The 20,738-nt window shown below is 65.7% G+C and carries 19 protein-coding genes; 13 read left to right on the top strand and 6 right to left on the bottom strand.

Annotation, left to right across the window (positions count from 1 at the left end; genetic code table 11):
* Positions 1–208 precede the first annotated feature (208 nt).
* Positions 209–526: a hypothetical protein gene (locus WB461_RS08770; RefSeq protein WP_423852351.1), complete on the top strand. Its 318-nt coding sequence runs from the start codon at positions 209–211 to the stop codon at positions 524–526.
* Positions 527–605: 79 nt separating this feature from the next.
* Here WB461_RS08770 and WB461_RS08765 read toward each other — a convergent pair whose 3' ends face one another.
* Together WB461_RS08765 and WB461_RS08760 are read right to left on the bottom strand one after the other, a co-directional pair.
* A complete protein-coding gene (locus WB461_RS08765) occupies positions 606–2,933 on the bottom strand; it encodes an ATP-binding cassette domain-containing protein (RefSeq protein WP_423852350.1) in 2,328 nt (775 codons plus the stop codon).
* Positions 2,934–3,119: 186 nt separating this feature from the next.
* Complete coding sequence (locus WB461_RS08760; RefSeq protein ID WP_423852349.1) at positions 3,120–3,518, bottom strand: VOC family protein; 399 nt, start codon at positions 3,516–3,518, stop codon at positions 3,120–3,122.
* Between the two features lie 519 nt (positions 3,519–4,037).
* On the opposite strand from WB461_RS08760, the gene WB461_RS08755 reads away from it, so the two are divergent.
* From WB461_RS08755 to WB461_RS08745, 3 genes are all read left to right on the top strand, one after another.
* Positions 4,038–4,820 carry a response regulator transcription factor gene (locus WB461_RS08755; protein WP_423852348.1) on the top strand — a complete coding sequence of 261 codons (783 nt, stop codon included), beginning with the start codon at positions 4,038–4,040 and terminating at the stop codon, positions 4,818–4,820.
* A gap of 260 nt (positions 4,821–5,080) precedes the next feature.
* Positions 5,081–6,433, top strand: coding sequence for a hypothetical protein (locus tag WB461_RS08750; RefSeq protein WP_423852347.1), 1,353 nt, complete (start codon positions 5,081–5,083; stop codon positions 6,431–6,433).
* Between the two features lie 105 nt (positions 6,434–6,538).
* Positions 6,539–6,802: an alpha/beta fold hydrolase gene (locus tag WB461_RS08745; RefSeq protein WP_423852346.1), complete on the top strand. Its 264-nt coding sequence runs from the start codon at positions 6,539–6,541 to the stop codon at positions 6,800–6,802.
* 746 nt (positions 6,803–7,548) lie between these two features.
* On the opposite strand, the gene WB461_RS08740 is transcribed toward WB461_RS08745, so the two are convergent.
* Entirely contained in the window at positions 7,549–7,965 is a 417-nt protein-coding gene (locus tag WB461_RS08740; RefSeq protein WP_423852345.1) for an Hsp20/alpha crystallin family protein, read from the bottom strand.
* A gap of 350 nt (positions 7,966–8,315) precedes the next feature.
* On the opposite strand from WB461_RS08740, the gene WB461_RS08735 reads away from it, so the two are divergent.
* From WB461_RS08735 to pip, 9 genes are all read left to right on the top strand, one after another.
* Entirely contained in the window at positions 8,316–9,218 is a 903-nt protein-coding gene (locus WB461_RS08735; RefSeq protein WP_423852344.1) for an acyl-CoA dehydrogenase, read from the top strand.
* Entirely contained in the window at positions 9,211–9,906 is a 696-nt protein-coding gene (locus WB461_RS08730; RefSeq protein ID WP_423852343.1) for a PIG-L deacetylase family protein, read from the top strand. Before WB461_RS08735 ends, WB461_RS08730 begins: the two co-directional genes overlap by 8 nt.
* Positions 9,903–10,463: a class I SAM-dependent methyltransferase gene (locus tag WB461_RS08725; RefSeq protein ID WP_423852342.1), complete on the top strand. Its 561-nt coding sequence runs from the start codon at positions 9,903–9,905 to the stop codon at positions 10,461–10,463. Before WB461_RS08730 ends, WB461_RS08725 begins: the two co-directional genes overlap by 4 nt.
* Complete coding sequence (locus tag WB461_RS08720; protein WP_423852341.1) at positions 10,429–11,193, top strand: glycosyltransferase; 765 nt, start codon at positions 10,429–10,431, stop codon at positions 11,191–11,193. Before WB461_RS08725 ends, WB461_RS08720 begins: the two co-directional genes overlap by 35 nt.
* Positions 11,194–11,237: 44 nt before the next feature.
* Positions 11,238–12,131, top strand: a complete 894-nt coding sequence (locus WB461_RS08715; protein ID WP_423852340.1) for a mechanosensitive ion channel family protein — start codon at positions 11,238–11,240, stop codon at positions 12,129–12,131.
* A 235-nt stretch (positions 12,132–12,366) separates the two neighbouring features.
* Positions 12,367–14,088, top strand: a complete 1,722-nt coding sequence (locus WB461_RS08710) for an N-acetylmuramoyl-L-alanine amidase (protein WP_423852339.1) — start codon at positions 12,367–12,369, stop codon at positions 14,086–14,088.
* 163 nt (positions 14,089–14,251) lie between these two features.
* The gene (locus WB461_RS08705) at positions 14,252–14,668 is read left to right on the top strand and encodes a hypothetical protein (RefSeq protein ID WP_423852338.1); all 417 of its coding nucleotides are present in this window, start codon (positions 14,252–14,254) and stop codon (positions 14,666–14,668) included.
* A 16-nt stretch (positions 14,669–14,684) separates the two neighbouring features.
* Complete coding sequence (locus tag WB461_RS08700; RefSeq protein ID WP_423852337.1) at positions 14,685–15,701, top strand: NAD(P)H-binding protein; 1,017 nt, start codon at positions 14,685–14,687, stop codon at positions 15,699–15,701.
* 69 nt (positions 15,702–15,770) lie between these two features.
* Positions 15,771–16,727, top strand: a complete 957-nt coding sequence (gene pip, locus WB461_RS08695; RefSeq protein WP_423852336.1) for a prolyl aminopeptidase — start codon at positions 15,771–15,773, stop codon at positions 16,725–16,727.
* Between the two features lie 41 nt (positions 16,728–16,768).
* Here pip and WB461_RS08690 read toward each other — a convergent pair whose 3' ends face one another.
* Genes WB461_RS08690 through WB461_RS08680 form a run of 3 tightly spaced genes read right to left on the bottom strand, consistent with a single transcriptional unit; the run spans position 16,769 to position 20,659 of the window.
* Entirely contained in the window at positions 16,769–18,187 is a 1,419-nt protein-coding gene (locus tag WB461_RS08690; protein ID WP_423852335.1) for an MFS transporter, read from the bottom strand.
* Complete coding sequence (locus WB461_RS08685; RefSeq protein ID WP_423852334.1) at positions 18,180–18,989, bottom strand: PEP/pyruvate-binding domain-containing protein; 810 nt, start codon at positions 18,987–18,989, stop codon at positions 18,180–18,182. The genes WB461_RS08690 and WB461_RS08685 overlap by 8 nt, the downstream gene beginning before the upstream one ends.
* The gene (locus WB461_RS08680) at positions 18,986–20,659 is read right to left on the bottom strand and encodes a PEP-utilizing enzyme (protein WP_423852333.1); all 1,674 of its coding nucleotides are present in this window, start codon (positions 20,657–20,659) and stop codon (positions 18,986–18,988) included. The genes WB461_RS08685 and WB461_RS08680 overlap by 4 nt, the downstream gene beginning before the upstream one ends.
* Positions 20,660–20,738 lie beyond the last annotated feature (79 nt).

Here is a 20,738-nt window from a genome sequence, read left to right as displayed (position 1 = left end):
CGTTCGTTGTTTCCGTGGCCCGGACTCTGAAGAGCGAGCGGAAGGCGAATTAACCGATATTAGGGTGTTGCGATTAACAGAGGCGAGCACTACCAAATGAAGGCCCGGACCGTGAGGTCCGGGCCTTTGACGTGGGTGCTGACCACAGGTTGAGTCTTCACCCACGCGTCCACTTGCGGCCGGACCGATGCCGTTGTCTGATGCCTGCATGCCCGAACCTCCTGACGAAGCGGACGACTCTGAGCGGTGGATGGTCGTCAAGAACCGCCGCTGGCGGCGCACCGATCCAATCCTCCCGTCAGACCTGGTCGAGGCGCTCAAGTCTCATCTAGGCAGAGGCCGATCCGGCGTTCGTGCGGCGAAGAGGCGGGAGGACGCGGCCGCAGTCAAGTCAGCGCGACGCCGGGTCGATCTCGCCAAGCACGGTCTGGGTGAACGCGGTCCGAAGTGGTGGGAGGTCGACGAGCCAACGCGGCTCCGTCGCGCGCGCGAAGCGCTGAACGAGCTCGATCATCTCGGCGAGTAGAGCCACAAGGCCCGGGATGAAGTGGCTCTGGCTCGCAGTGGACCGTTGTAGAACGGATCGCACAGGTGGCCATCTGGTTTCAACGTGCGAGAAATCGTTTTAGGTAGGGGGCCGTGATGCTGTCTTCCACGTCCAGCAGCTTGGACGGGCTGACCTCGGCCACAACGGTGCCTCCACGGTCACCGCCGCCGGGTCCCAGCTCGATCACCCGGTCCGCGGCCGCGATGAACTGCATGTCGTGCTCGACGATCACCACGGTGTCACCGGCATCGGTGAGGCGGCCCAGCACTCGTACGAGGTCGCGGACGTTGACCGGATGAAGGCCGCCGGTGGGTTCGTCCAAGAAAAACATGGTGTGCTCGCGACGCGTGCGCTGGAGCTCGGTCGCGAGCTTGATGCGTTGAGCCTCGCCGCCTGACAACTCTGTTGCAGGCTGCCCGAGAGTGAGGTAGCCAAGTCCGACGTCCAAAAGCGTGGTAAGTGATCGGTGCGCCGAGGGTACATCTGCGAAGAAGGTCGCCGCCTCCTGCACGGTCATCGCGAGCACCTGACCGATGTTCCGTTCCCGGTAGTGGACCTCGAGCGTCTCGGGGTTGTAACGAGAACCGTGGCATGTGGGACACATCGAGTAGCTGGTCGGCAGGAAGACCAGCTCGATCGCGATGAATCCCTCTCCCTCGCAGGTCGGGCAGCGACCCGCGTCGACGTTGAAGGAGAAGCGACCTGCCGACCATCCGCGATCGACTGCATCGGGCGTGTTGGCGAAGATGCGTCGTACCGTGTCGAACAGGCCTGTATAGGTGGCGAGGTTCGAGCGAGGGGAGCGTCCGATTGGGCGCTGATCGATCGAGATGAGGCGTCGAGGGTCGACGGTCTCTTTGTCAGCGGCTTCGAGGCGCTCGATGATCGCAGTCAGCAACGAGGACTTGCCAGATCCTGATACGCCGGTGATGGCGGTCATGCAGCCGACCGGTAACCGGACGCTGACGTCTCTCACGTTGTGCAAGGACAAGTGGTCGAGCGATATCCAGTCGGTCGGCTCTCGAGCCGCCAAAGTGGGAGCGGTGGTGCGGCCGAACATGAATTCGGCGGTCGCCGAGTCCTTGACGTTGGCCAACCCACCAGGGGGCCCGCTGTGTACAACGCGACCACCAAGCACGCCTGCACTGGGCCCGACATCGACGACCCAGTCAGCGTTTCGGGCAATGGACAGGTCGTGCTCGACGACGAAGAGTGAGTTGCCGGCGGCGACCAGTTCGCGCAGTGCCGCATAGAGCGCCTCGGAGTCTGCCGGGTGCAGGCCCGCCGAAGGCTCGTCCAGCACATAGAGAACGCCGAACAGTCCGGCGCGCAGCTGGCCCGCAAGGCGTACGCGTTGCAGCTCGCCGGGGGAGAGGGCGGTGCTGCTGCGGTCCATCGAGAGGTAGCCCAGACCCAGGCCGATGATCGCTTCGACGCGTGCGCCGAAGTCCTTGACCAGAGACCGAGCGGCCGACGACGCGGCGGCGCCGTGGCGATCGGTGCCCCGCGCCTGCTCCTCGAGTCCGGAGTCGAGCAGAGCGCACACCTCCGAGAGCGGCATCGCTGCCATGGTGGCGATGTCCACCCCCGAGAAGGTGACCGCGAGGGCCGCCGGGCGCAGACGTTTGCCGCCGCAGGTTGGGCAGGAGCCGTCGGCGATGAAGGCCTCTAGCTTCTCGCGCTGCGTCGTCGACTGCGTCTTGGCCAGATTGCGGAGGAGGTACTTCTCGGCTGACGACCAGTGACCGTGGTACGCACTCGCCTCGCCCTGCTTGTTGCCCTGGAGGAGCATGCGGGGTTCCTCGTCCGTGAACAGCAACCAGTCTCGATCTGCTTGCGGCAGCGTGTGCCACGGCGCGTGGATGTCGATGCCGAGCTTGGTGACCATTCGCCGTACGTTCAATCCCACCCACGCCTTGTTCGCCCAAACCCCGATCGCCCCGTCGTCGATCGACAGGGTCGGGTCCGGCACCAACAGTGACTCGGTGGTGCTGCGCGCCACTCCGCTTCCGTGGCATGTGGGACAGGCGCCGACTGCGGTGTTGGCTGAAAATGCCGCGGCGGGAAGATGTTCGGCCCCGGCGGGATACGTTCCGGCGCGGCTGAAGAGCAGTCGAAGGACGTCCGACAGTGAGCTCAAGGTGCCGAGGGTGGACCGCGAGCTCGCAGCGCCACGTGCTTGCTGGAGTGCGACGGCCGGGGGCAGTCCCTCGATGGTGTCGATCGCTGGCGCGCCGACCTGTGACAACAGTCGACGGGCGTACGGTGCCACCGACTCGAAGTAGCGTCGCTGCGACTCGGCGAAAACCGTGCCGAACGCCAACGAGGACTTCCCGGACCCCGATACGCCGGTGAACACGACGAAACAATCACGGGGAAGATCCACGTCAACGTCGCGCAAGTTGTGTTCACGCGCTCCGCGAACTTGGATCCAGCCGGAGGATCCCACTGGCAGCGAGGTCCCGTGAAGATCGGTTACAGGCGGTGGCATGCCGCTAAACGTAGTGGCCGCCTGCAGGTCCCGCGCTTTGACGACTTTTGCCAGTGAAGCCGGCCGTGTCGGTGACGAGCGTCAGTCCCAAGTGCGGTGGCTGAGTACCAGCAGGTATCCGTCTGGGTCGACGATGGTTGCGCCCCAGCGTTCCCAGTACGGATTGCGCGACGTGACCCGTTTGCCGCCGTGTTCGACCAGGCGGTCGATGAGCAGTGGTGAGAACTGGGCTCCGAGGTAGAGCACGAGCAGGTCCTCAGGGCCCGGCCGGCTCTCGTCCTGGGCGAGAGGGTCATCGACAAGTTCGAGATGCCAGGCAGCACCAGGCGCGCCCACCATCAGCAGGGCATGCCCGCCTTCGGTGTCGGCACCCGACTGCCACAGAACCTGCAGCCCGAGTCCCTGAACCCAGAACCGGTGAGCCGCGTCGAGGTCCCGGCTGGGCCGCGCCAGGCGAATGGGAGCTTCAGCGAGCTGCATGTCGTTAGTCTGCACTGCACCTCGGCACAGCGTCTGGATGTCGTGCCCTGAGTTGGACGGCCAGCATTGCTTGGGATGCTCAGCTCTCCGACACCCATGAGGGTGCTGGCACTCCGGCGCCGGTCAGGTCATCGCACCGCGTGAACTGGGTCCCCACCCGTGTCAGCGGACAGTGACGTGTCGGTTGAATGGCGCTCGCGCTGGGATTGAGGCTGCCGGGGTCCTGCCTAGCGTCTGCGGGTCCGGCGGCTGATACGACGATCACAGCAATCGCGAGTGCGCCTCGCGCCGCGATTCGCATGACTGCGTTCGGAATGACTGGAATTGCGACAGCTCGAACGGCCTTCGTAACGAACATGAGAGCCTCCTCATACGGTCCGAGCCCGGTGCTCGGGAGTACCACCAGCCTGGGTTTGCGGTCGCTTCCGAGCCATACGTCAGGTGCCGTATCTTGCGGTCTGGCAGACACAACGGGTCAAATCCGCCGTACGATTGAGTGCGAATGAAGGTGGTGGCACCATGACCAGCACTCTTGAGTCCGAAGACCTGACCCGGATGAGCGAGCTGCTTGCGCTCGAGCACTCCGCACCGCTGGACGAGGTCGGCCTCCCGAACGCCATGCTCCTCGGTCTCGCCGAGCTCGTCCGCTGCGATCTTGTGTCGTTCCTGGACCTCGACGTCGCGCACACCGCGCCGGACATCGACCAGGAAAGCGACGGGAGGCTGGTAACAACGGCACGCACCGTCAGCGACGGAACGGAGCCGTTCTGGCAGCACTACTGGACGACCGCGTGCTGCTCGTACCCGACCCGCACCGGAGACGACCGCTCCGTGACGATGCTCAGTGACTTCTACAGCCAGCGGGAGTGGCAGGCGACCCCGATGTACACCGATGCGTTCGCCGACAACCGATTCCAGCACGAGCTGATGTGCTGTCTGCCGACGATGGGGACGCGATCTCGCCGCGTCGTGTTCTTCCGGCTCGGCGGGTCCGATTTCACTGAACGGGACCGCATGGTGATGGCGTTGCTGCGGCCGCACCTCGCGGAGCTCCACGCCCGAGTGAGGTCGTCCGCAATCGCAGAAGCCACCAGTGGAGCCTTGACTCCGCGCCAGACGGAACTGCTCCGGCTCGTCGCCGCAGGCCGGTCGACCACCCAGATCGCGGAGACGCTCTTCCTCTCCCCGGCGACCGTACGCAAGCACATCGAAAACATCTTCGACCGTCTCGGCGTCACCAATCGAACTGCGGCAGTGATGAGCGCCTTCACCATGGAAGCGCTCGCGGCTCGAGAGCTGTAGCGCTGGCATTGCAGGCACGGAGGGGCAATTCCGCGAACTGCACCCAGTTCAGCGGAATTCGGTGCAGGTTGGAATCCCGGTTTCTCGTTCTCAGACCCAGGGCCTTGGGGCTGCATCCTCTCGGTCTCGAGTGTGCGTCCGACGCGCTTGCTGCTCCAGCAGAATCAAGTCCGCGTCTAAAAGCCCTCACCAGGAGATGCGATAAAACCCGATCCATAACACTGTTTCAAACCGCTCGTTGAGCAAACATGGCGATCACGATGAGCGAGCGACCAACGCATCCGTTTCGCGGGGTGCGCCGCGCCGCAGTGGGACTCCTCGTTGGCCTGATCGCTGCCGTGGCAAGCCTCATCGTGCCAGGCGGGCTCGCTTCGCAAGCCGCCACTGGGGCCGACCTCACCTGCGTTCTCGCGTTGGAGAAATCGGATCCGGGGACGGTCAACGTCGCGTTCCCCGACGAGTCCGCAACCTACTGGGGAGTCGAGATCCCCGCGATCCCCGGCACGCGCGTGCGCATCTCCGGTCAGTACCCGCACGCGCGGTACATGTCGTTCAATGCGTACGACCCGGCATTGCGGCCCTTCGCGGCCTTGGCCGACGTCGATATCAGGCCAGACCGGGGTTCATCCAATCCGTTCGCACCTCGCGCGCACCGAAAGGTGGCCGAGCGTCGATACACAGTCTTCGTCGAGCACACCGCCTCACCGTCGAAGCCCGCACCCAACACCATCTACACGGACGCTGGTCGGGACAAGGCAACGAACGCTGTGGGCTACGGGATCATCTACCGGATCTACGTTCCCGACGAAAAGACTGGAGAAATGGGCGGGGTGGCATTGCCCACCGTCACCTTGGAGCAGGACGGTTCAGGCAAGCCCGTGTCAGCTTCGGTGTGCGATAAGGCGAGCCGGCCGGGTTCTGAGTTGCTCAACGAGATCATCGCCGACTCCTCTGGGGTCCCAGCTCTGGATTCTGTGCAACCGTGGGGCCTGCCATCGGTTCCGTTCCGCAAGTTCGTCAACTTGCCAACGGCGTTCGTGGACTTCCTCACGACGAACCCGTACCTCGGAACGTTGCGCGGTCCGCTCGATCCGGTTGCCGCTCTTGGTGGCTCAGGTGGATTCCTTTCGAACGTGCACAACTCCTACGTTGCCGGGATCACCAATCTGAAATACGGCAAGGTACTCAAAGTCACCTTCAAGGCGCCCGAGACACCGCGAACGCGTCAAGGCCAGACGCGGATGCCGAAACAGACCCAGGTTCGCTACTGGTCGTTCTGCCAAGAGGAATTCTTCACCCAGCGGTTCGTCGCCTGCAAGGCCGACGACCAAGTGGTGAGGAGCAAGAATGGGAATGTGACGTTCGTGATCAGTCGAGCAGCCGATCGCCCGCAGGATGCAGTCCGTAGCTGCGGGGTCAACTGGCTGTCTTGGGGCCCGAACCCAGAGGGCATAGTCCTGATCCGCAACATGCTGGCGCGCCAGGACTTCAACCAGTCGGTCCAGAAGGCGACGTACGGGGACGAGCCGTCGACCATGAAGTCCTACTACCCGCGGGCACGATACTTCGCCACGCCCGGAGACTTTGACGCCGCCAGCGTGGGGCGATGCTGAGGTGTAACGCACCTCGCGCCTGGTGTTGAGGCGGCAGTCGGGCGCCGAAGGGACCGGGCTCGCGGCTCGCCCAAGCCAGGGCGCGACTCCACGAGGGGACAGACTATGAGCCTGCGGCAGGTCGAGCTGCTCGGCGGCACCACCGAGTACGACGACACAGGTGGTTCCGGCCGCACGGTCGTGCTGTGTCACGGGCTTTTGATCTGGGACCTCGTGCTGCCGCATCTCGATAACGAGCTGCGCGTGGTCAGGCCCGTCCTCCCGGTGGGTGCGCACCGGTTGTCGATGCGACCGGACGCCGACCTATCGCTGCGCGGCCAGGCCGCAAGGCTTGGGAGATGCTGGACCTGCTCGACCTGGATGAGGTAGTTCTCGTGGTCCGTGACACAGCTTTCCCGGTACTACTGGCGGTGGGCAAGGCCCCCGGGCGATTTGCTGTTTTCGCTCGAGATCACCCGCGCGGAAGTATTCGACGTACTGCGGAACCGCGATCAGTGCGGATCCGAGGATCAAGCTCAGGGCCACGGTGAGTTGCGTGGCCCGCGAGAGCGGAGGCGTTGTCACAGGGGAGCTTCGAGTGAAGGTCCTTGCATCAGTCATAACTCCACCGTCGACCGAAAGCCAGGTGCGGCGCATGGTGCACATGTCCCAAATTTGGGCTCGGGTCTGCGGTATGGACTCGATCTGCTGCCACGAGCCGGCAATGTGCAGTCGGCCACGATCCCGAGCGGTTCCGACACTCTGAGTCGCGTCGCGAGGTCTCCGTGTAACCCGAAGAGATCCGTGATCTTCCAGGCCACTACGTAGGTTGCTGGTGAAGCAGGTGTCATCCGCGAGCGTCAATCCGCTGCCGAGCTTTGTATGGGCGACCCACGGGTTCGCATGAGGCCGTTTGTCAGCAGAGGGCATAGATGGTGGCCCTCGCTGACCATTCAAGCGGCAATCCGCGATTGTCCAGTCTCCCGGTCTCTTCACCCAGTCAGCCAGGGTGACGAGAAGATGCGGGGCGGGCGGCCGTCTGCGTAAGCCAGCAGCCCGCCCGGCATCCTCACGGATCCTGCAGAGCCGGGCGGCTCTGCGATCCATTCGCGCCGCTGTACGTCACGCGGCGCTTGTCAGACGCTGAGCGACGTCTGCTCGTTGGAATCCGCTACCTGAATCTTTCGCGGCTTCGCCTTCTCACTGATGGGGATCAGCAGCGAGAGAACGCCGTTGTCGTAGTTCGCTGAGATGGATTCGGTGTCGATGCCGTCACCGAGCGTGAACTGACGGAAGTAGCTGCCGCCGCGACGCTCCTGGACGATCCACTTCGCTTGAGCGTGCATCGATTCGGTGCGCTCGGCGCGAATCGTCAGCAAGTTCCCATCGAGGTCGATGTCAATCGAACCTGGATCGACGCCGGGAAGGTCGGCATTCAGCATGTACCTGTCGCCATCTCTGACGAGGTCCACCGGCACCGCTTGGGCGCCTGTACGAAGGACGCCTCTGAAGCGATCGAGGTCGCCGAAAGGATCAAAAGTCATTGCGTTCATGGTTAGATCTCCTTTCACTGAGTGAGCCCCATCGACTCATCTTGCTTTACATATAATTCGATCTGGCATCGCTTTCAAGTGAGCAAACTGAAGAATTCCTGAAAATCTGGTTGGTCGAATCGACGCGTCAGAGCGGTCGACGGTCTGGGCCCACTGGTCCTCGGTCTTGACGAGAAAACGAGACTTTGACAGCAGTCACATGAACCCCGAGGGACGTGTCGATGGAGATGTTGCGTGGACACGCGCCAGTGGAAGACTGACATTCCGGACGAAGGGCTCCGGTTGAAACCGTGATTGGAGGCGCAGTGCCTGGTTTGGTCGGACGAGCTTCCCTCACCGTTTCCGACCTGATGACCCACACCCGCGATGCTTGGCCAGTCCCCGGAGCGGGGGACACCGCTGGCCGTTGGAGCCTTCTGGTGGCGCTCGCCAGCGATGATCTACCGCTGGTCAAGCTGGTCGAACCGCACCACGATGCGATGGCGATCCTGTCCGAGCTGGATGTTCAAGGCCTGGACGGAGGGGGAGTGTGGGCCGTGTGGGCGGCGGAGCCGCCGTTCGCGGTGCTGACCGGAATTGAGACGGCGGCGGGCTGGGAGCTTTCTGGCACCAAGGCATTCTGCTCGGGTGCGAGTCTGGTCTCCCACGCATTGGTGACTGCTGAGACCCCAGCAGGAAGTCGACTGTTCGCGATCGAGCGTGGTGCCGTCGGCATCGAGGAGGGAGACGGGCCAGCCTGGACCGGGGCCGGCATGAGTCGGGCCAACACGCGGACTCTGTCCTTCGCCGAAGTTCCGGCCATCCCGGTCGGCAGCGCCGGAGCGTACGTCGACCGGCCTGGATTCTGGCTCGGAGGAATCGGCATAGCGGCTTGTTGGCTGGGCGGTGCGAGGAGGGTGGCCCAGACGTTGGAGAACGCGTCAGGCCGTTTGGATCCACACGGTCGCGCCCACCTCGGAGCCGTTCGGTCTGCGCTGGATGTGTCCGACCTGGCCTTCGAAGCAGCAGCGAGCATGGTGGACCGCCGACCGGTCAGTGTTCCGGAGGCAGAGCGCCTCGCCCAGTCCCTTCGAGCACATGCTGCGCATGTCGTCGAGCTGGTGGTCTCCCACGTCGGGCGTGCACTGGGTCCCGCCCCGCTCGCCTTCGATGCCGAGCACGCCGAGCACGTCGCCGATCTTGAGGTCTTCGTCCGGCAGCATCACGCCGAGCGCGACTTGGCTCGGCTTGGATCGACAGACTCCGATGAGTGATTCGTGGAGCGCACTCCTGGAAGGCGTGCCGACAGCCGCGCCGCTGGATCCCGGCGGCAAGATCGTCGTGCTGTCCGCTCACCCCGATGACGAAGTTTTGGCCGCTGGCGGGTGGTTGTCCACCCAGACCGACCGTGAGGTGGTGTTCGTGACCGCCACGGACGGCGAGGCGTCCCATCCCGGGAGCCCCACCATCACGTCTGACGAACTCCGTGCGCGACGGCCGCTCGAGCTGCTGGACGCGCTCGATCGTCTGGGCTTCGACGAGCCGGACGTGCGCCGCCTCAGCCTCCCGGACGGCGAGCTCGATCGGCGCCGGGTCGAGCTGCGCGAACTGCTCCGTCCGCTGATCGAAAGCGCGTCCCTCGTCCTCGCGCCGTTCGCGCACGATGGACATCCCGATCACGATGCGCTCGGTCAGGTAGCCGTCGAGGTGTGTCCCGCGACGACGACGCTGTGGCAGCTTCCCATCTGGACCTGGTCGTGGACCCGGCCGGCAGACCAGTGGTGGGTGGCGTCCATCCGACGATTGGCCAGCACCTCCGCCGCGCGCGAGCGGAAGCGTCAGGCGATCGATGCGTTCGCCACGCAGGTTCGGGCCCTCAGCCCGCACACCGCTGACTCCGCCGTGCTCGACGAGCGAATGCTGGCCCACGCCTGCGATGCTCCCGAGGCGGTGATCGTGTGACGTCAGCCAACTATTTCGAACAGCTCTACGCCGAGCACGACGATCCATGGCAGCTCGCCGAGCGTGAGTACGAGCGCCGCAAGTTTGACATCACCCTCGCCAGCCTTCCGAAGCGGCGCTACGCCCGCGCCTTCGAGCCTGGCTGCTCAATAGGAGTGCTCACCGGCATGCTGGCCCGCCGGTGCGACGCCCTGCTGGCATCCGATCCTGTGGGTCGGCCGCTCGAGATCGCCCGGGCGTCGATACCGGACAGGAACGTGACCTTTCGCCAGGGCCGGGTGCCGCAGGAATGGCCGACCGAGACATTCGACCTGATCGTGCTCTCGGAGCTGCTCTACTACCTCTCCGCTGCTGATCGCGTCGACGTCAGGGCCAGCGCGGTCCGCAGCCTGGCTCCGGACGGGCATCTCGTGCTGGTGCACTGGAGGCGGCCGTTCGAGGTGGCAACCTGCACGGGAGACGAAGCGCATGCCGAGATGAGAACCGGGGCTGATCTCGTCCGCCTCGTCGAGCATGTCGAAGATGACTTCCGACTCGAAGTGCTCACCCATGCTTGAGCAACCGATCAACCACGTGGTGGTGGTGATTCCCGCGTGCGATGAGGAGGAGCTGGTGGAGGCCTGCGTCGTCGCGGTGGCGGCCTCCATCGCCCGGCTCCCCGAGGAGGTGGCCGCCGACATGGTGGTCGTGGCCAACGGGTGTAGCGACCGCACCGCCGCCCGCGCCCGCCAGGCAGGTGCGCGGATCATCGTGGACGATGTCGCAAATGTCGGAGCGGCGCGAGCGGCCGGGTGCGGCTGGGCACTGGCAAATGCCGTTCCACAACGGCTCTGGATTGCGACGACCGATGCGGACAGCGCCGTTCCCGAGGCTTGGTTGCCGGCTCAGCTTGCCGCCGCGGCCCGGGGAGTGGACGTGTTCCTCGGCATTATCGAGCTGGCGCCTGGCGACGCAGCGAGACACCCGACCTGGTGCTCTGAATACGCCCGTCGATCCACCGGCCGCGAGCACGGTCACGTGCATGGCGCAAATCTCGGATTTCGCGGCGACGCCTACCTGAAGGCGGGCGGGTTCCGCGCCCTTACGACCCACGAGGACGCCGACCTGGTCGACCGGCTGCTTGCAACGGGGGCAACCCCGTATTGGGCCGAGATACCGGTCACCACATCCGCGCGACATGTGTCTCGGGTCGAGCGTGGAGTGAGCGCGGATCTGGCGGCATCGGAGCGTCGGATCTGGACCGGTCCGGGGGAGATCGTGCCGGCTCCCGCCCGGCCGCAACGTTGACTCAAGTGATTCCTCGGCCGCCGTTCTCGGCTAATCTTCGGCCTATGGGATCCAAGGGCTCCGACCTCCTTGACGTGCTCGCCGACGCCGCCCCTCGGGTGCTGACCCCGGTCGCCATCGTCGTCGTCGGATATGCGCTCTCGAGAGGCCTACGTTGGTTCCTTCGCCACCTTCTCGAAGGCCGACGGACTCCGAGCTTCGCGGCGGTGATGAGCAAGCTCGCTGGATGGATCCTGCTCTCGTTGGCCATCATGGCCGCGATCGTGGCGGTCTTTCCGTCGGTCAAACCCGTGGACATCCTGGCTGGACTCGGCTTCTTCTCGGTGGCAGCGGGCTTTGCCTTCCAGGACATCCTGGAGAACCTGCTGTCGGGTCTGCTGCTGATCCTGCGTCAGCCATTTCGCTCTGGGGACCAGATCACCGTCGGCGAGATCTCCGGCACGGTGCAATCGATCACGATTCGCGAGACACGGCTGCGGACCTTTGACGGACAGCTGGTGCTGATCCCCAACCGCGACGTCTACAAGTCGGTCATCACGGTGCGCACGCACTTCTCCAGCCGCCGAGTGGCTTTCGTGGTTGGAGTTGCCTATGAGAACGACGCCGGCGAGGCGTGCCGGATCATTCAGGCCGCGCTTGCCCAAGACGTCGCTCGTATGGACGGCAGCCCGCAACCGGAAGCCTTCGTCACGCAGCTGGGGGTATCCACCGTCGACATCGAGGCACGCTTCTGGTGCAGCCCGGAACAGCATGACGTCGCGGTCGCCATGGACTCGGCGATCCGCACGGTCAAAGCCGCGCTGGACGCAGCCGAGATCGAGATGCCTGCCGACATCGTCGTCCTGCAGGCAAGTCCGAGCCTGCGAGCCGCGATCTCCGGTGAAGCCGAGGTGACTCCCGGTGGCGGAATCCGAGGCCGACTCACGCGGCGGGACTGATGGTTGGCTCGTTGCCTCGCCACGGCTGATCCCTCAGTGCGGCGCTGCAGACCGTGAAGACGAACGTGGCCCGGGTGCTGATGAAGCTGGGCGGCCGCGATCGGGTGCAGGCGGTGGTGCTCGCCTACGAATCCGGCCTGGTGCGGCCACAGGGCAGCTGAACCCTCCGCGCAGCGGCGATTGCGGGATTGCTGAAGATGGTGCCTGCGGGCCGTAGTAATGAACGAGGCGTCGTGTGAGGATTGGTCACATCCTCGATGGGTTGTGCGCCATGGGCCGAATACGCCGCGTGTTGGCTCGCCTCGTCATGTGCGCTGTGGCTGCGGGGGCAACGGTGATTCTTGACCCGATGCCGCAGGCTTTCGCAGTCACGAGCCACCGAGCCCTCAACGAAACCCGGCCGGTGGTGTCCGCCCAGGTCTCGGTCGACTTCCCTGTGCAGTACTTCGGCGTGGTCGCGGACCTCGTGACACCGACTGCCCGACTCGACTCCCATGGACCTGCGCCGTACGGCCAAGCTCGGTTCCGCGTGCGGGGTCATTGGACCGGGTGGGAATCGTTGGGCCAGGACGGCGCACAGGTGTCGGGGCACTTCACCGGCGCCCTGATCAGCGTCGACGGGGCCGACGCCTACCAGGTGAGAGGGCTGCCGGGCCGAGCAACACATTGGCGAGCAGCGGCCATCAACACCACCGACGGACCGGCTGTTGTCACGGGGCGGCGTTCAGCCAACTCCGCGAACGCTTCGGCGGCGGCATGCATGTCGCGGGCCGATTGGGGCGCCGACGAGTCGATCTCGGGCTGGTCGAGGGGGGACACGCAGACCTACTACCCCGTCCAGTCGTTGACCGTGCACCACACCGCAGGGTCGAACGACCCCGCGCAGAACTATTCGGCGACCGTGCGGGCGATCTACAGCTATCACGTTCAGACGAATGGCTGGTCCGACATCGGCTACCAGTACCTGCTTGACGGCACCGGCAAGGTCTACGAGGGGCGAAGCTCGGGCCACGTCAGCCGTTCCTGCCTGACCGACGGCGGAACCGGATCGGACTTCGCGCACCAACCGAGCACCGACTACACCGTCACGGGAGCCCATGTCGCCGGCTACAACTCCGGCAATCTCGGGATCGCGCTCATGGGCTGCTTCGAGCCCACGTCCGCGTGCTCGGGCGACACGACGCCGCCTGCGGGAGCCAAGGCCGGCCTCGAGTCCCTGCTGGCGACGCTCTCCACGCGGCACGGGCTGGACCCGGGGGGCACGGTTCACTTCGTGAACCCGGTCAGCGGAGCAATCAAGGACGTTCCCACCATCTCGGGCCACCGGGACTGGGAGGCCACCGCGTGTCCGGGTGGAAGGCTGTACGCCGACCTGCCGTCGATCCGCGCTGGCGTGGCTAGCCGCATGTCGGGCACCGCCACCGTGCCTCCGCCCCCCAGCAACCTCACTGCGGCGGTTTCTGGATCGACGGTCTCGTTGTCCTGGTCACCGCCGGTCGGTGACGGCGGATCGCCCTTGACCGGGTACGAGGTCTTTCGGGATGGCGCGACTCCTGTCTCTACGTCCAGCCCGCCGATCTACAGCGGCACCGCCACTGCTGCCAACGACGTGCGACCGGCCGGCACGTACTACTACGCCGTTCGTGCGTGCAACAGCGTGGGGTGTGGATCGACCACGACGGCAGGCCCGGTGACCATCTCGGGAGCCGGCCCTGCGGCGACGATCACCTCAGCATCCTGCAGCGGAGCCCAGTGCACCTTCGCGGGAACCGGCAGCGGCACACTCAGCTGGAACCTCGGCAACAACACGACGCGGACCGGGTCGCCCGTGTCCGCGACCTACACGGCCAAGGGCAGCTACACCGTCACGCTGACGGACAGTCAGATTCCGGCGACAAGAGCCTCCCGGTCCGTCACGTGCAGCCTGGTGAAGCGAGCGCTCCGCTGCACCACGTGACCAGTCGTAGTGCGAGCCCAGGGGACCGCCGATCAGACGTATGGGGCGCTCAAGGGCATCATTGCCCGCGAACTGGGTACGCAGGATTCATGGTCGACGTTGAGAGAGATCACGTAGCGGTATCAGTGCTCGCCGGCTCGGCCCTGATGGCCGAGGTGCGGCGATGAGTGCGCGACGGTTCGACTTCGCCTGGGAGCCCCGCTATCGGCTTCCCGCACTCGCTTTCGGTCTGACGCCCCGCACGGCATGGGTCGAGGTCTCGCCAACCGAGCTGCACGTTCACTACGGGCTGTGGACGCTGCGCTCGCCGCTGAGCAACATCTCAGGGGCCGAGATCAGTGGCGGCTACGCGTTCTTCAAGACGGCCGGGCCGCCTCACCTGTCCATGAGTGACCGCGGAATCAGTTTTGCCACCACCAGCCGCAAGGGTCTGTGCGTGAAGTTCCGCGACCCGGTACCGGGCATCGACCCGACCAAGCACATCAAGCACCCGGGGGCCACCATCACGGTCGCCGATGCCGCTGGTCTCGCCGAGGCGCTGGGGTTCCCGGGCGTCGCGGACTCCTCGGCCGCACGTTAGGGCTCGGATTCTCCTCATGTCAGCATCGTCCAAAGAGCTCGTCGGCGGCTCGCCCTCCGACGACTCACGAGAAGCCCTTCGAGTCCTTGTCACCGGGGCGACCGGATACGTCGGGTCGCGCCTCGTCCCGTCGCTGGTCGCAGCAGGTCACAACGTGATTGCTGCCAGCCGTTCCCGCTCGGGAACGAGAGACTATCCGTGGAACGACGAGGTCGAGACCCGCGAGCTGGACATCGAGGACGATGAGCAGGTGGCCCGCGCCGTGGAGGGTGTCGATGCCGTGATCTACCTGGTCCACTCGATGGAGTCCGAGGACTTCGCGCGCAAGGATCGTGATGCCGCCACCAGGATGGCGTCGGCGTGTGAGCGGGCCGGCGTCGCTCGGATCGTCTACCTGTCAGGGTTGGTTCCCACCGGGGAGCTCTCGGCCCATCTGCGATCTCGCCAGGAAGTGGAGCGAATTTTTCTTGCGGCGGCGGTGCCGGCGGTCGTGCTGCGTGCGTCGATGGTCATCGGGTCGGGCTCCACGTCCTACGAGCTGTTGAAGCGCCTCAGCGAGCGGATCCCTTGTGTCACGCCGGTCCCGGCATGGATGCGCAGCAAGATCCAACCCGTCGCAGTCGAGGACGTAGTGCACCTGATCGGGCGTGCCCTGTTGGGCGAACCGCTCAACGAGCACTTCGACGTCGGTGGGGATCAGGTTCTGACCTATGTCGAGCTCCTTGCCCTGTTTGCCGACATCGCCGGACTGCGACGCGTCCAGCTGGTCGTGCCGCTGGTGCCCCGCAGGTTGGTCGGACTCGGCTGCGCCCTCATCGCTCGCATGCCACGGACCGAGGTCAATACCCTCATCGACAGCCTCAGGCACGACATGGTGTGCCGGGACCAGCTGGTGCGGGTAGACCTGTTGGAGCCGGGTTACGCCTACGTGCCAATCGCACAAGCACTGAGACGGGCCTTGAACACAGTGGGGCCAGCCGGCACGTCCCACGAAGGCGACATCCAGGCCGCCGCGCCCACCGACCCCGCCTGACGGCGCCGCGGCCCGGCTGACACCAGCGGCGGCCCCCGCTGTCGATCACCGGCTCGTTAGGGTCGAGGCATGCGTGACGTGAATCGCGAGATCGAACCCTTCGACTCAGGCCTTCTCGATGTCGGCGATGGCCAGCAGATCTACTACGAGGTCTCCGGCAACCCCGACGGCAAGCCCGCGGTGTACTTGCACGGTGGACCCGGCGGGGCGTCCAACCCGGATCAGCGACAGGTGTTCGATCCGGCGAAGTATCGCATCGTGCTGTTCGACCAACGTGGTTGTGGCAACAGCCTGCCGCACGCCAGTGCACCGAATGCCGACCTGACCGCCATCACCACCTGGCACATCGTCGCTGACATGGAGTCGTTGCGCTCGCACCTGGGTATCGACACCTGGCTGGTGTGCGGCGGCTCGTGGGGCTCGGCGCTGGCCCTTGCGTACGCCCAGAAACACCCCGACAGCGTGAGCGAGCTGGTGCTTCGAGGCATCTTCACCCTGCGCAAGAGCGAGCTCGACTGGTTCTACGAGGGCGGGGCCGCGAACGTCTACCCCGATCTCTGGGAGGGGTACGTCGAACCGGTTCCTGAGAACGAGCGAGGCCGACTCATCGAGGCCTACAGCCGCTTGCTCAACGACCCGGATCCTGCGGTGCACGTGCCGGCCGCCAAGGCGTGGTCACGGTGGGAGTCCTCCACCATCACCCTGCTGCAGGATCCTGCCGTGATCGACCACTTCACCGAGGACTCGTTCGCGGTGGCGTTCGCGCGGATTGAGAACCACTTCTTCATGAACGAGGGGTGGTTCTCCGAGGGCCAGCTCATCGCCGAAGCGAGCAAGCTCAAGGACATCCCGGGCGTCATCATCCAAGGTCGCTACGACATGTGCACTCCGGCGACGACCGCGTGGGACCTGCATCGCGCTTGGCCGGAGGCGGAGTTCATCATGATCCCGGACGCTGGTCACTCCTTCCAGGAACCTGGGATCTTCGAAGCCATCATCGAAGCGACGGACCGCTTCGCCGACTGAGTCCCGGCCGTCGCGTCGAGCATCGAGCTGTTGACCACAGGTCAGCGCGCCGGTCCTGTTCTGGGCCGACGCGCTCCTGGAGGCGACGAGTCCGTCCCGGCCGACCTGTCATCGCGTGCATCCTCGCTGGACGGACCCAACAGGGCGGCACACACCAGACCGGCCGCCAGCACGAAAAGAAAAACCGTCAGGATGCTGCGGTGCTCGGCCAGCACACTGATGCGGGACCCCTCGAGGTCGAGCAGGCTGCCGAGCACGACGACACCCGCGACACCACCGAGATAACGCATGGTCGAGCTGATTCCCGCAGCCATGCCACTGGATGCGCTGGCCACGCTCGCGAGAGACGCGTTCTGTGCTGCGGGGTTGGCCAGCCCGACACCGACGCCGAGAAGCACCAGCGGCAACCTCAGCTGGCTCGGGTCGTTCAGTGCGCCGATACGCATGAGTGCGACTGACACGATGCACACCAGGGTTCCGGACACGGCCAGCGGTCGGGAACCGAACTGATCGGTGAGGCGACCCGCTGCAAGCGAGGTGATGACCATGGCGATCATCATGAAGACCAGCAGCTGGCCGATGCGTGAAGCACCGAGATCAAACCTGGCGTCGAGCAGCAAAGGGATTTCGAACAACAAGGCGTACATCACCATGTTGATCAACGCGACGAGCAGTGTGCCTGCCGCGAAGGTCCGGGAGCGGAACAACGCGAACGCGATGACTGGATCACCGGCCCGCCGCTCCGCCCACACGAACGGAGCGATCATGGCCAGACCGATGACGAGCGCGAGCCCGCCGGCAGCACCACCGATCTGCAGGCCGGCGACGATCGCGGTCAGCAGTCCGGTGAGCAACACCGAACCCACGACGTCGAACCGCGCGGCCGGCGCCGCGGCTCGCTTGGGATGAGCCGTCGAGGCGGCGATCGCCGCTGACAGTGCCAGCACAGGCAGATTGGCGAGGAACACGCTCGGCCACCCGAAGAGTCGTACGAGCTCACCGCCCAGGATCGGTCCGATCCCGGCCGCCAGGGACATGACCGCGCCAAAGGCGCCGAAGGCCCGGCCGCGTCGGTCTGCGGGCAGCTCCAGTCGGATAAGAGCCAGAGTCGCCGGTACGACGACGGCGCCCCCGGCAGCCATCAGGATCCGGGAGGTGGCCAGAACCGGGAGGTTTGGCGCCAAGAAGCCCAGCAGCGCGCCGGCTGCCATCGTGATCTGTCCCAGCGCGAGCACCTTCCAGTGACCGAGTCGGTCACCGAGCTTCCCGCCTGGACTTTGCAGGGCGATGGCGGCGACCAGATACGTCGCGACCAAGGCCTGCGTGACTACTGACGCACTTTGCTGGGTCTCTGCTGCGATGGCCGGTATCGCGACCGCGATCATCGTGGAGTTGAGAGGCATCAGGGCGGCGCTGAGACACGCCGCCACCAGACCACGGGCGACGCCGCGTTCAACCATGGGTGATCGGCCGGCGCTGCAGCAGGAAGAGCTCACCGGCGCGGAACGCGAACTCGATGTCGTGGTCGCGACTGTCGAAGACCGTGTCGCACAGGAGGGCTAGCTGGTGGAGCGCGATCAGGTCTCGTCCGCTGAGGCACGGCTGTGTCACCAGGCTGCCGGTGATCGTGACTGCTTCCACGCCGCAGGTCTCGTGTATCCGGATGGCGAGGTCCTTCTCGCCGGCCTGCGCTTCGCGCAGCTCACCCCGGGTGTCCAGCACGAACCGGTCGGGGGTCACCAGTCCCGAGACCACCACTTCGCCCAGACCCCAGCTCGCCTCGATCACCCTCTCGTCGGCCCCGGAGACCGGGTTGCGGGTGAACATGACCCCGGCGACCTCGGCGTCGATCAACTGCTGGACGACCACGGCCATGCCTGCCTCGCACAGATCCATACGTTCGCGGTAGGCGCGGGCCCCGGGGTCGGCTCCGGATTTCACGACGTCGCATACCGCTGCGAACAACGCCACGTCGCCGCGCACGCCCAGCTCGCTGAGATGCGTGCCGGCGAAGCTGGCGGCGGCGGAGTCCTCACCGACAGCACTGGAGCGAACGGCGAGCGGCTCCCTTGATCCGACGAGCTGCACGAGGTGGCTGCGCATGTCGATGTGGCCGTCCGCCACGGCGGCCGACGCCACGCACGACATGGCGACGCCGTCGGGCGTGGGCAGCCCGGCGCGGATCGCCGCACCGAGCTGCACTGCCTTGCCCCCGAACCTGGCTGGGTCCGTCGCTGCTGACAGGGCGACGATCTCGCTCACCCGAGCAGCCGGACCTCTCCCGAGCTGCCGTCGACGCGCACGCGAGCGCCATCGCGGATCTTCTTGGTCGCCTCGCGGGTACCGACGATCCCCGGGATGCCGTACTCCCGTGCCACGATCGCGGCATGACACAGCTGACCGCCGCGGTCGGTCACGATCGCTCCCAGAAGGGGAAGGACGACGTTGAAGTAGGGCGAGGTCATGCGAGTGACGAGCACGTCGCCCTGCTGGATGCGCTCGAAGTCAGCTGAGTCGTCCACCAGGCGCGCGGTCCCTTCGTAGCTGCCGGTGTTGACCGCGAGTCCGTGCAGCACATCATCGGTGTTGGGTGTGTCGGGGACGCCGAACAGGTTGTGCAGCACCGCGTCCGCTGCCCGTGCTGCGCGGCGAGCTGCCGGGGGGAGGACGTCGACCGCTGGCGGTGGTGCGGGCATGGCGCGCAGGAATGGCGGGGCGTCGTCGGTGGTGTGCGTGGTCCGCCAGCCGTACCGTTCTGCGACGTCTTCGACAGCTGGACCGGGCTGGCCGCGTAGTAGTGCCGCGCACTCGTCCGCCTCGAGGTCCACGACGTGCTCGGCATCGGAGAGCAGACCCGTTGAGACCAACCGCCGACCAGCCTCGAGCAGGGCACGCCTGGCCAGGCCGGTCGCCCAACCGTCGGAGTACACCCCACGCTCGTCGCGCAATCGGTTGACCAGCCGGGCCTCGGCCAGCCGGTCGTCGAAATCGGCCTCGTGAGCCGCTGGCACCCGAGCACGGATCTGTGCCAGCTGGTCGCCAGCGCCGGTAGGCGCCGATGAGCCCGCCACCGCGCCGCGGAGTGCCTCGATCAGGATCTGCGGCATTTCTCCGGCGTTGCGGTCACCGACGTCGTAGCCAACCGACCGGAACTGGACAGCCTCGACATAGGCAGCCACGTCCGCGCCGGCCCCGGCGTCGGCGCGAAGTGACGTCAACAGATCCGCGGGGGAGGCAGTCGACCCGAGCACGGCTCGCGCTCCCTCGCTGGCCACGATCGACTTCGCGGCACGATCAAGCTCGCTGGCGGCGAAGCCCTTGGAGATGTCAGAGCTCCCTCGCAACAGCCCGATGAGCTCACCTGCGGAGACGCCGGTCCATTCGGCGGCGCTCGCGATGAAGTCGCCCGTGGCGGCGATCATCGTGATCGTGTACTTGTGATGCAGGTAGTGCATCTCGGTCAGATGGTCGTGGCAGGCCAGCAGATGATCCGCGAGCTCGGCGTCGGTCAGGGATTCGACGCTGATGTCTTGAATCTCCCGATGCTTGGCGACGGCGGCCGGACGGTCGATCTCGTCCCACATCTTGAGGTCCGCGCGCCACTGTCGGTCGGCGAACGCTCGTGCCGACGTCGCGATGCGCTTGCGCATCCCGGGATGCGCGCGGGTGATCAGCCAGAGGATCGGCTTGGGTGGCGGACCCATCGCGCCCTTGGGGGCCCCGAATGCCACCGGTTGCATGTACATGAATCCGTTGACCAAGCCCGGCTCCAGGTGGTCGAGCAGCAGACCGTACCGGGCTGTTCCCTCGGAGAATCCTCGCACGAAACCTGTGCTGTACGCGCTCTGGGCGAACCGCGTCACCGGCCTCGAAAAGTGCGTCGACTCGAGCTCCCACGGTCCTTTGTCAGGCGGTTCCCACGTGCGTTCCATGCCAACTCCTAGGTTGGAAGGTGGCCAGATTGTAATGTTTTTTGGGTTTGGAAACAAGATGTCTGCCGCGGTTGCAGCA

This window comes from Aeromicrobium sp. (assembly GCF_049587115.1).
Classification (GTDB): Bacteria; Actinomycetota; Actinomycetes; order Propionibacteriales; family Nocardioidaceae; genus Aeromicrobium.
This window is presented reverse-complemented; position numbering and strand designations above follow the sequence as displayed.

Excerpts from the sequence above, each read along its gene's own strand:
- WB461_RS08740 (WP_423852345.1), bottom strand. The coding sequence starts at position 7,965 with ATGAACGCAATGACTTTTGATCCTTTCGGCGACCTCGATCGCTTCAGA.
- WB461_RS08755 (WP_423852348.1), top strand. The coding sequence starts at position 4,038 with ATGACCAGCACTCTTGAGTCCGAAGACCTGACCCGGATGAGCGAGCTG.
- WB461_RS08735 (WP_423852344.1), top strand. The coding sequence starts at position 8,316 with ATGACCCACACCCGCGATGCTTGGCCAGTCCCCGGAGCGGGGGACACC.
- WB461_RS08680 (WP_423852333.1), bottom strand. The coding sequence starts at position 20,659 with ATGGAACGCACGTGGGAACCGCCTGACAAAGGACCGTGGGAGCTCGAG.
- WB461_RS08745 (WP_423852346.1), top strand. The coding sequence starts at position 6,539 with ATGAGCCTGCGGCAGGTCGAGCTGCTCGGCGGCACCACCGAGTACGAC.
- WB461_RS08730 (WP_423852343.1), top strand. The coding sequence starts at position 9,211 with ATGAGTGATTCGTGGAGCGCACTCCTGGAAGGCGTGCCGACAGCCGCG.
- WB461_RS08760 (WP_423852349.1), bottom strand. The coding sequence starts at position 3,518 with ATGCAGCTCGCTGAAGCTCCCATTCGCCTGGCGCGGCCCAGCCGGGAC.
- WB461_RS08700 (WP_423852337.1), top strand. The coding sequence starts at position 14,685 with ATGTCAGCATCGTCCAAAGAGCTCGTCGGCGGCTCGCCCTCCGACGAC.
- WB461_RS08750 (WP_423852347.1), top strand. The coding sequence starts at position 5,081 with ATGAGCGAGCGACCAACGCATCCGTTTCGCGGGGTGCGCCGCGCCGCA.
- WB461_RS08770 (WP_423852351.1), top strand. The coding sequence starts at position 209 with ATGCCCGAACCTCCTGACGAAGCGGACGACTCTGAGCGGTGGATGGTC.
- WB461_RS08715 (WP_423852340.1), top strand. The coding sequence starts at position 11,238 with ATGGGATCCAAGGGCTCCGACCTCCTTGACGTGCTCGCCGACGCCGCC.
- pip (WP_423852336.1), top strand. The coding sequence starts at position 15,771 with ATGCGTGACGTGAATCGCGAGATCGAACCCTTCGACTCAGGCCTTCTC.
- WB461_RS08690 (WP_423852335.1), bottom strand. The coding sequence starts at position 18,187 with ATGGTTGAACGCGGCGTCGCCCGTGGTCTGGTGGCGGCGTGTCTCAGC.
- WB461_RS08720 (WP_423852341.1), top strand. The coding sequence starts at position 10,429 with ATGACTTCCGACTCGAAGTGCTCACCCATGCTTGAGCAACCGATCAAC.
- WB461_RS08705 (WP_423852338.1), top strand. The coding sequence starts at position 14,252 with ATGAGTGCGCGACGGTTCGACTTCGCCTGGGAGCCCCGCTATCGGCTT.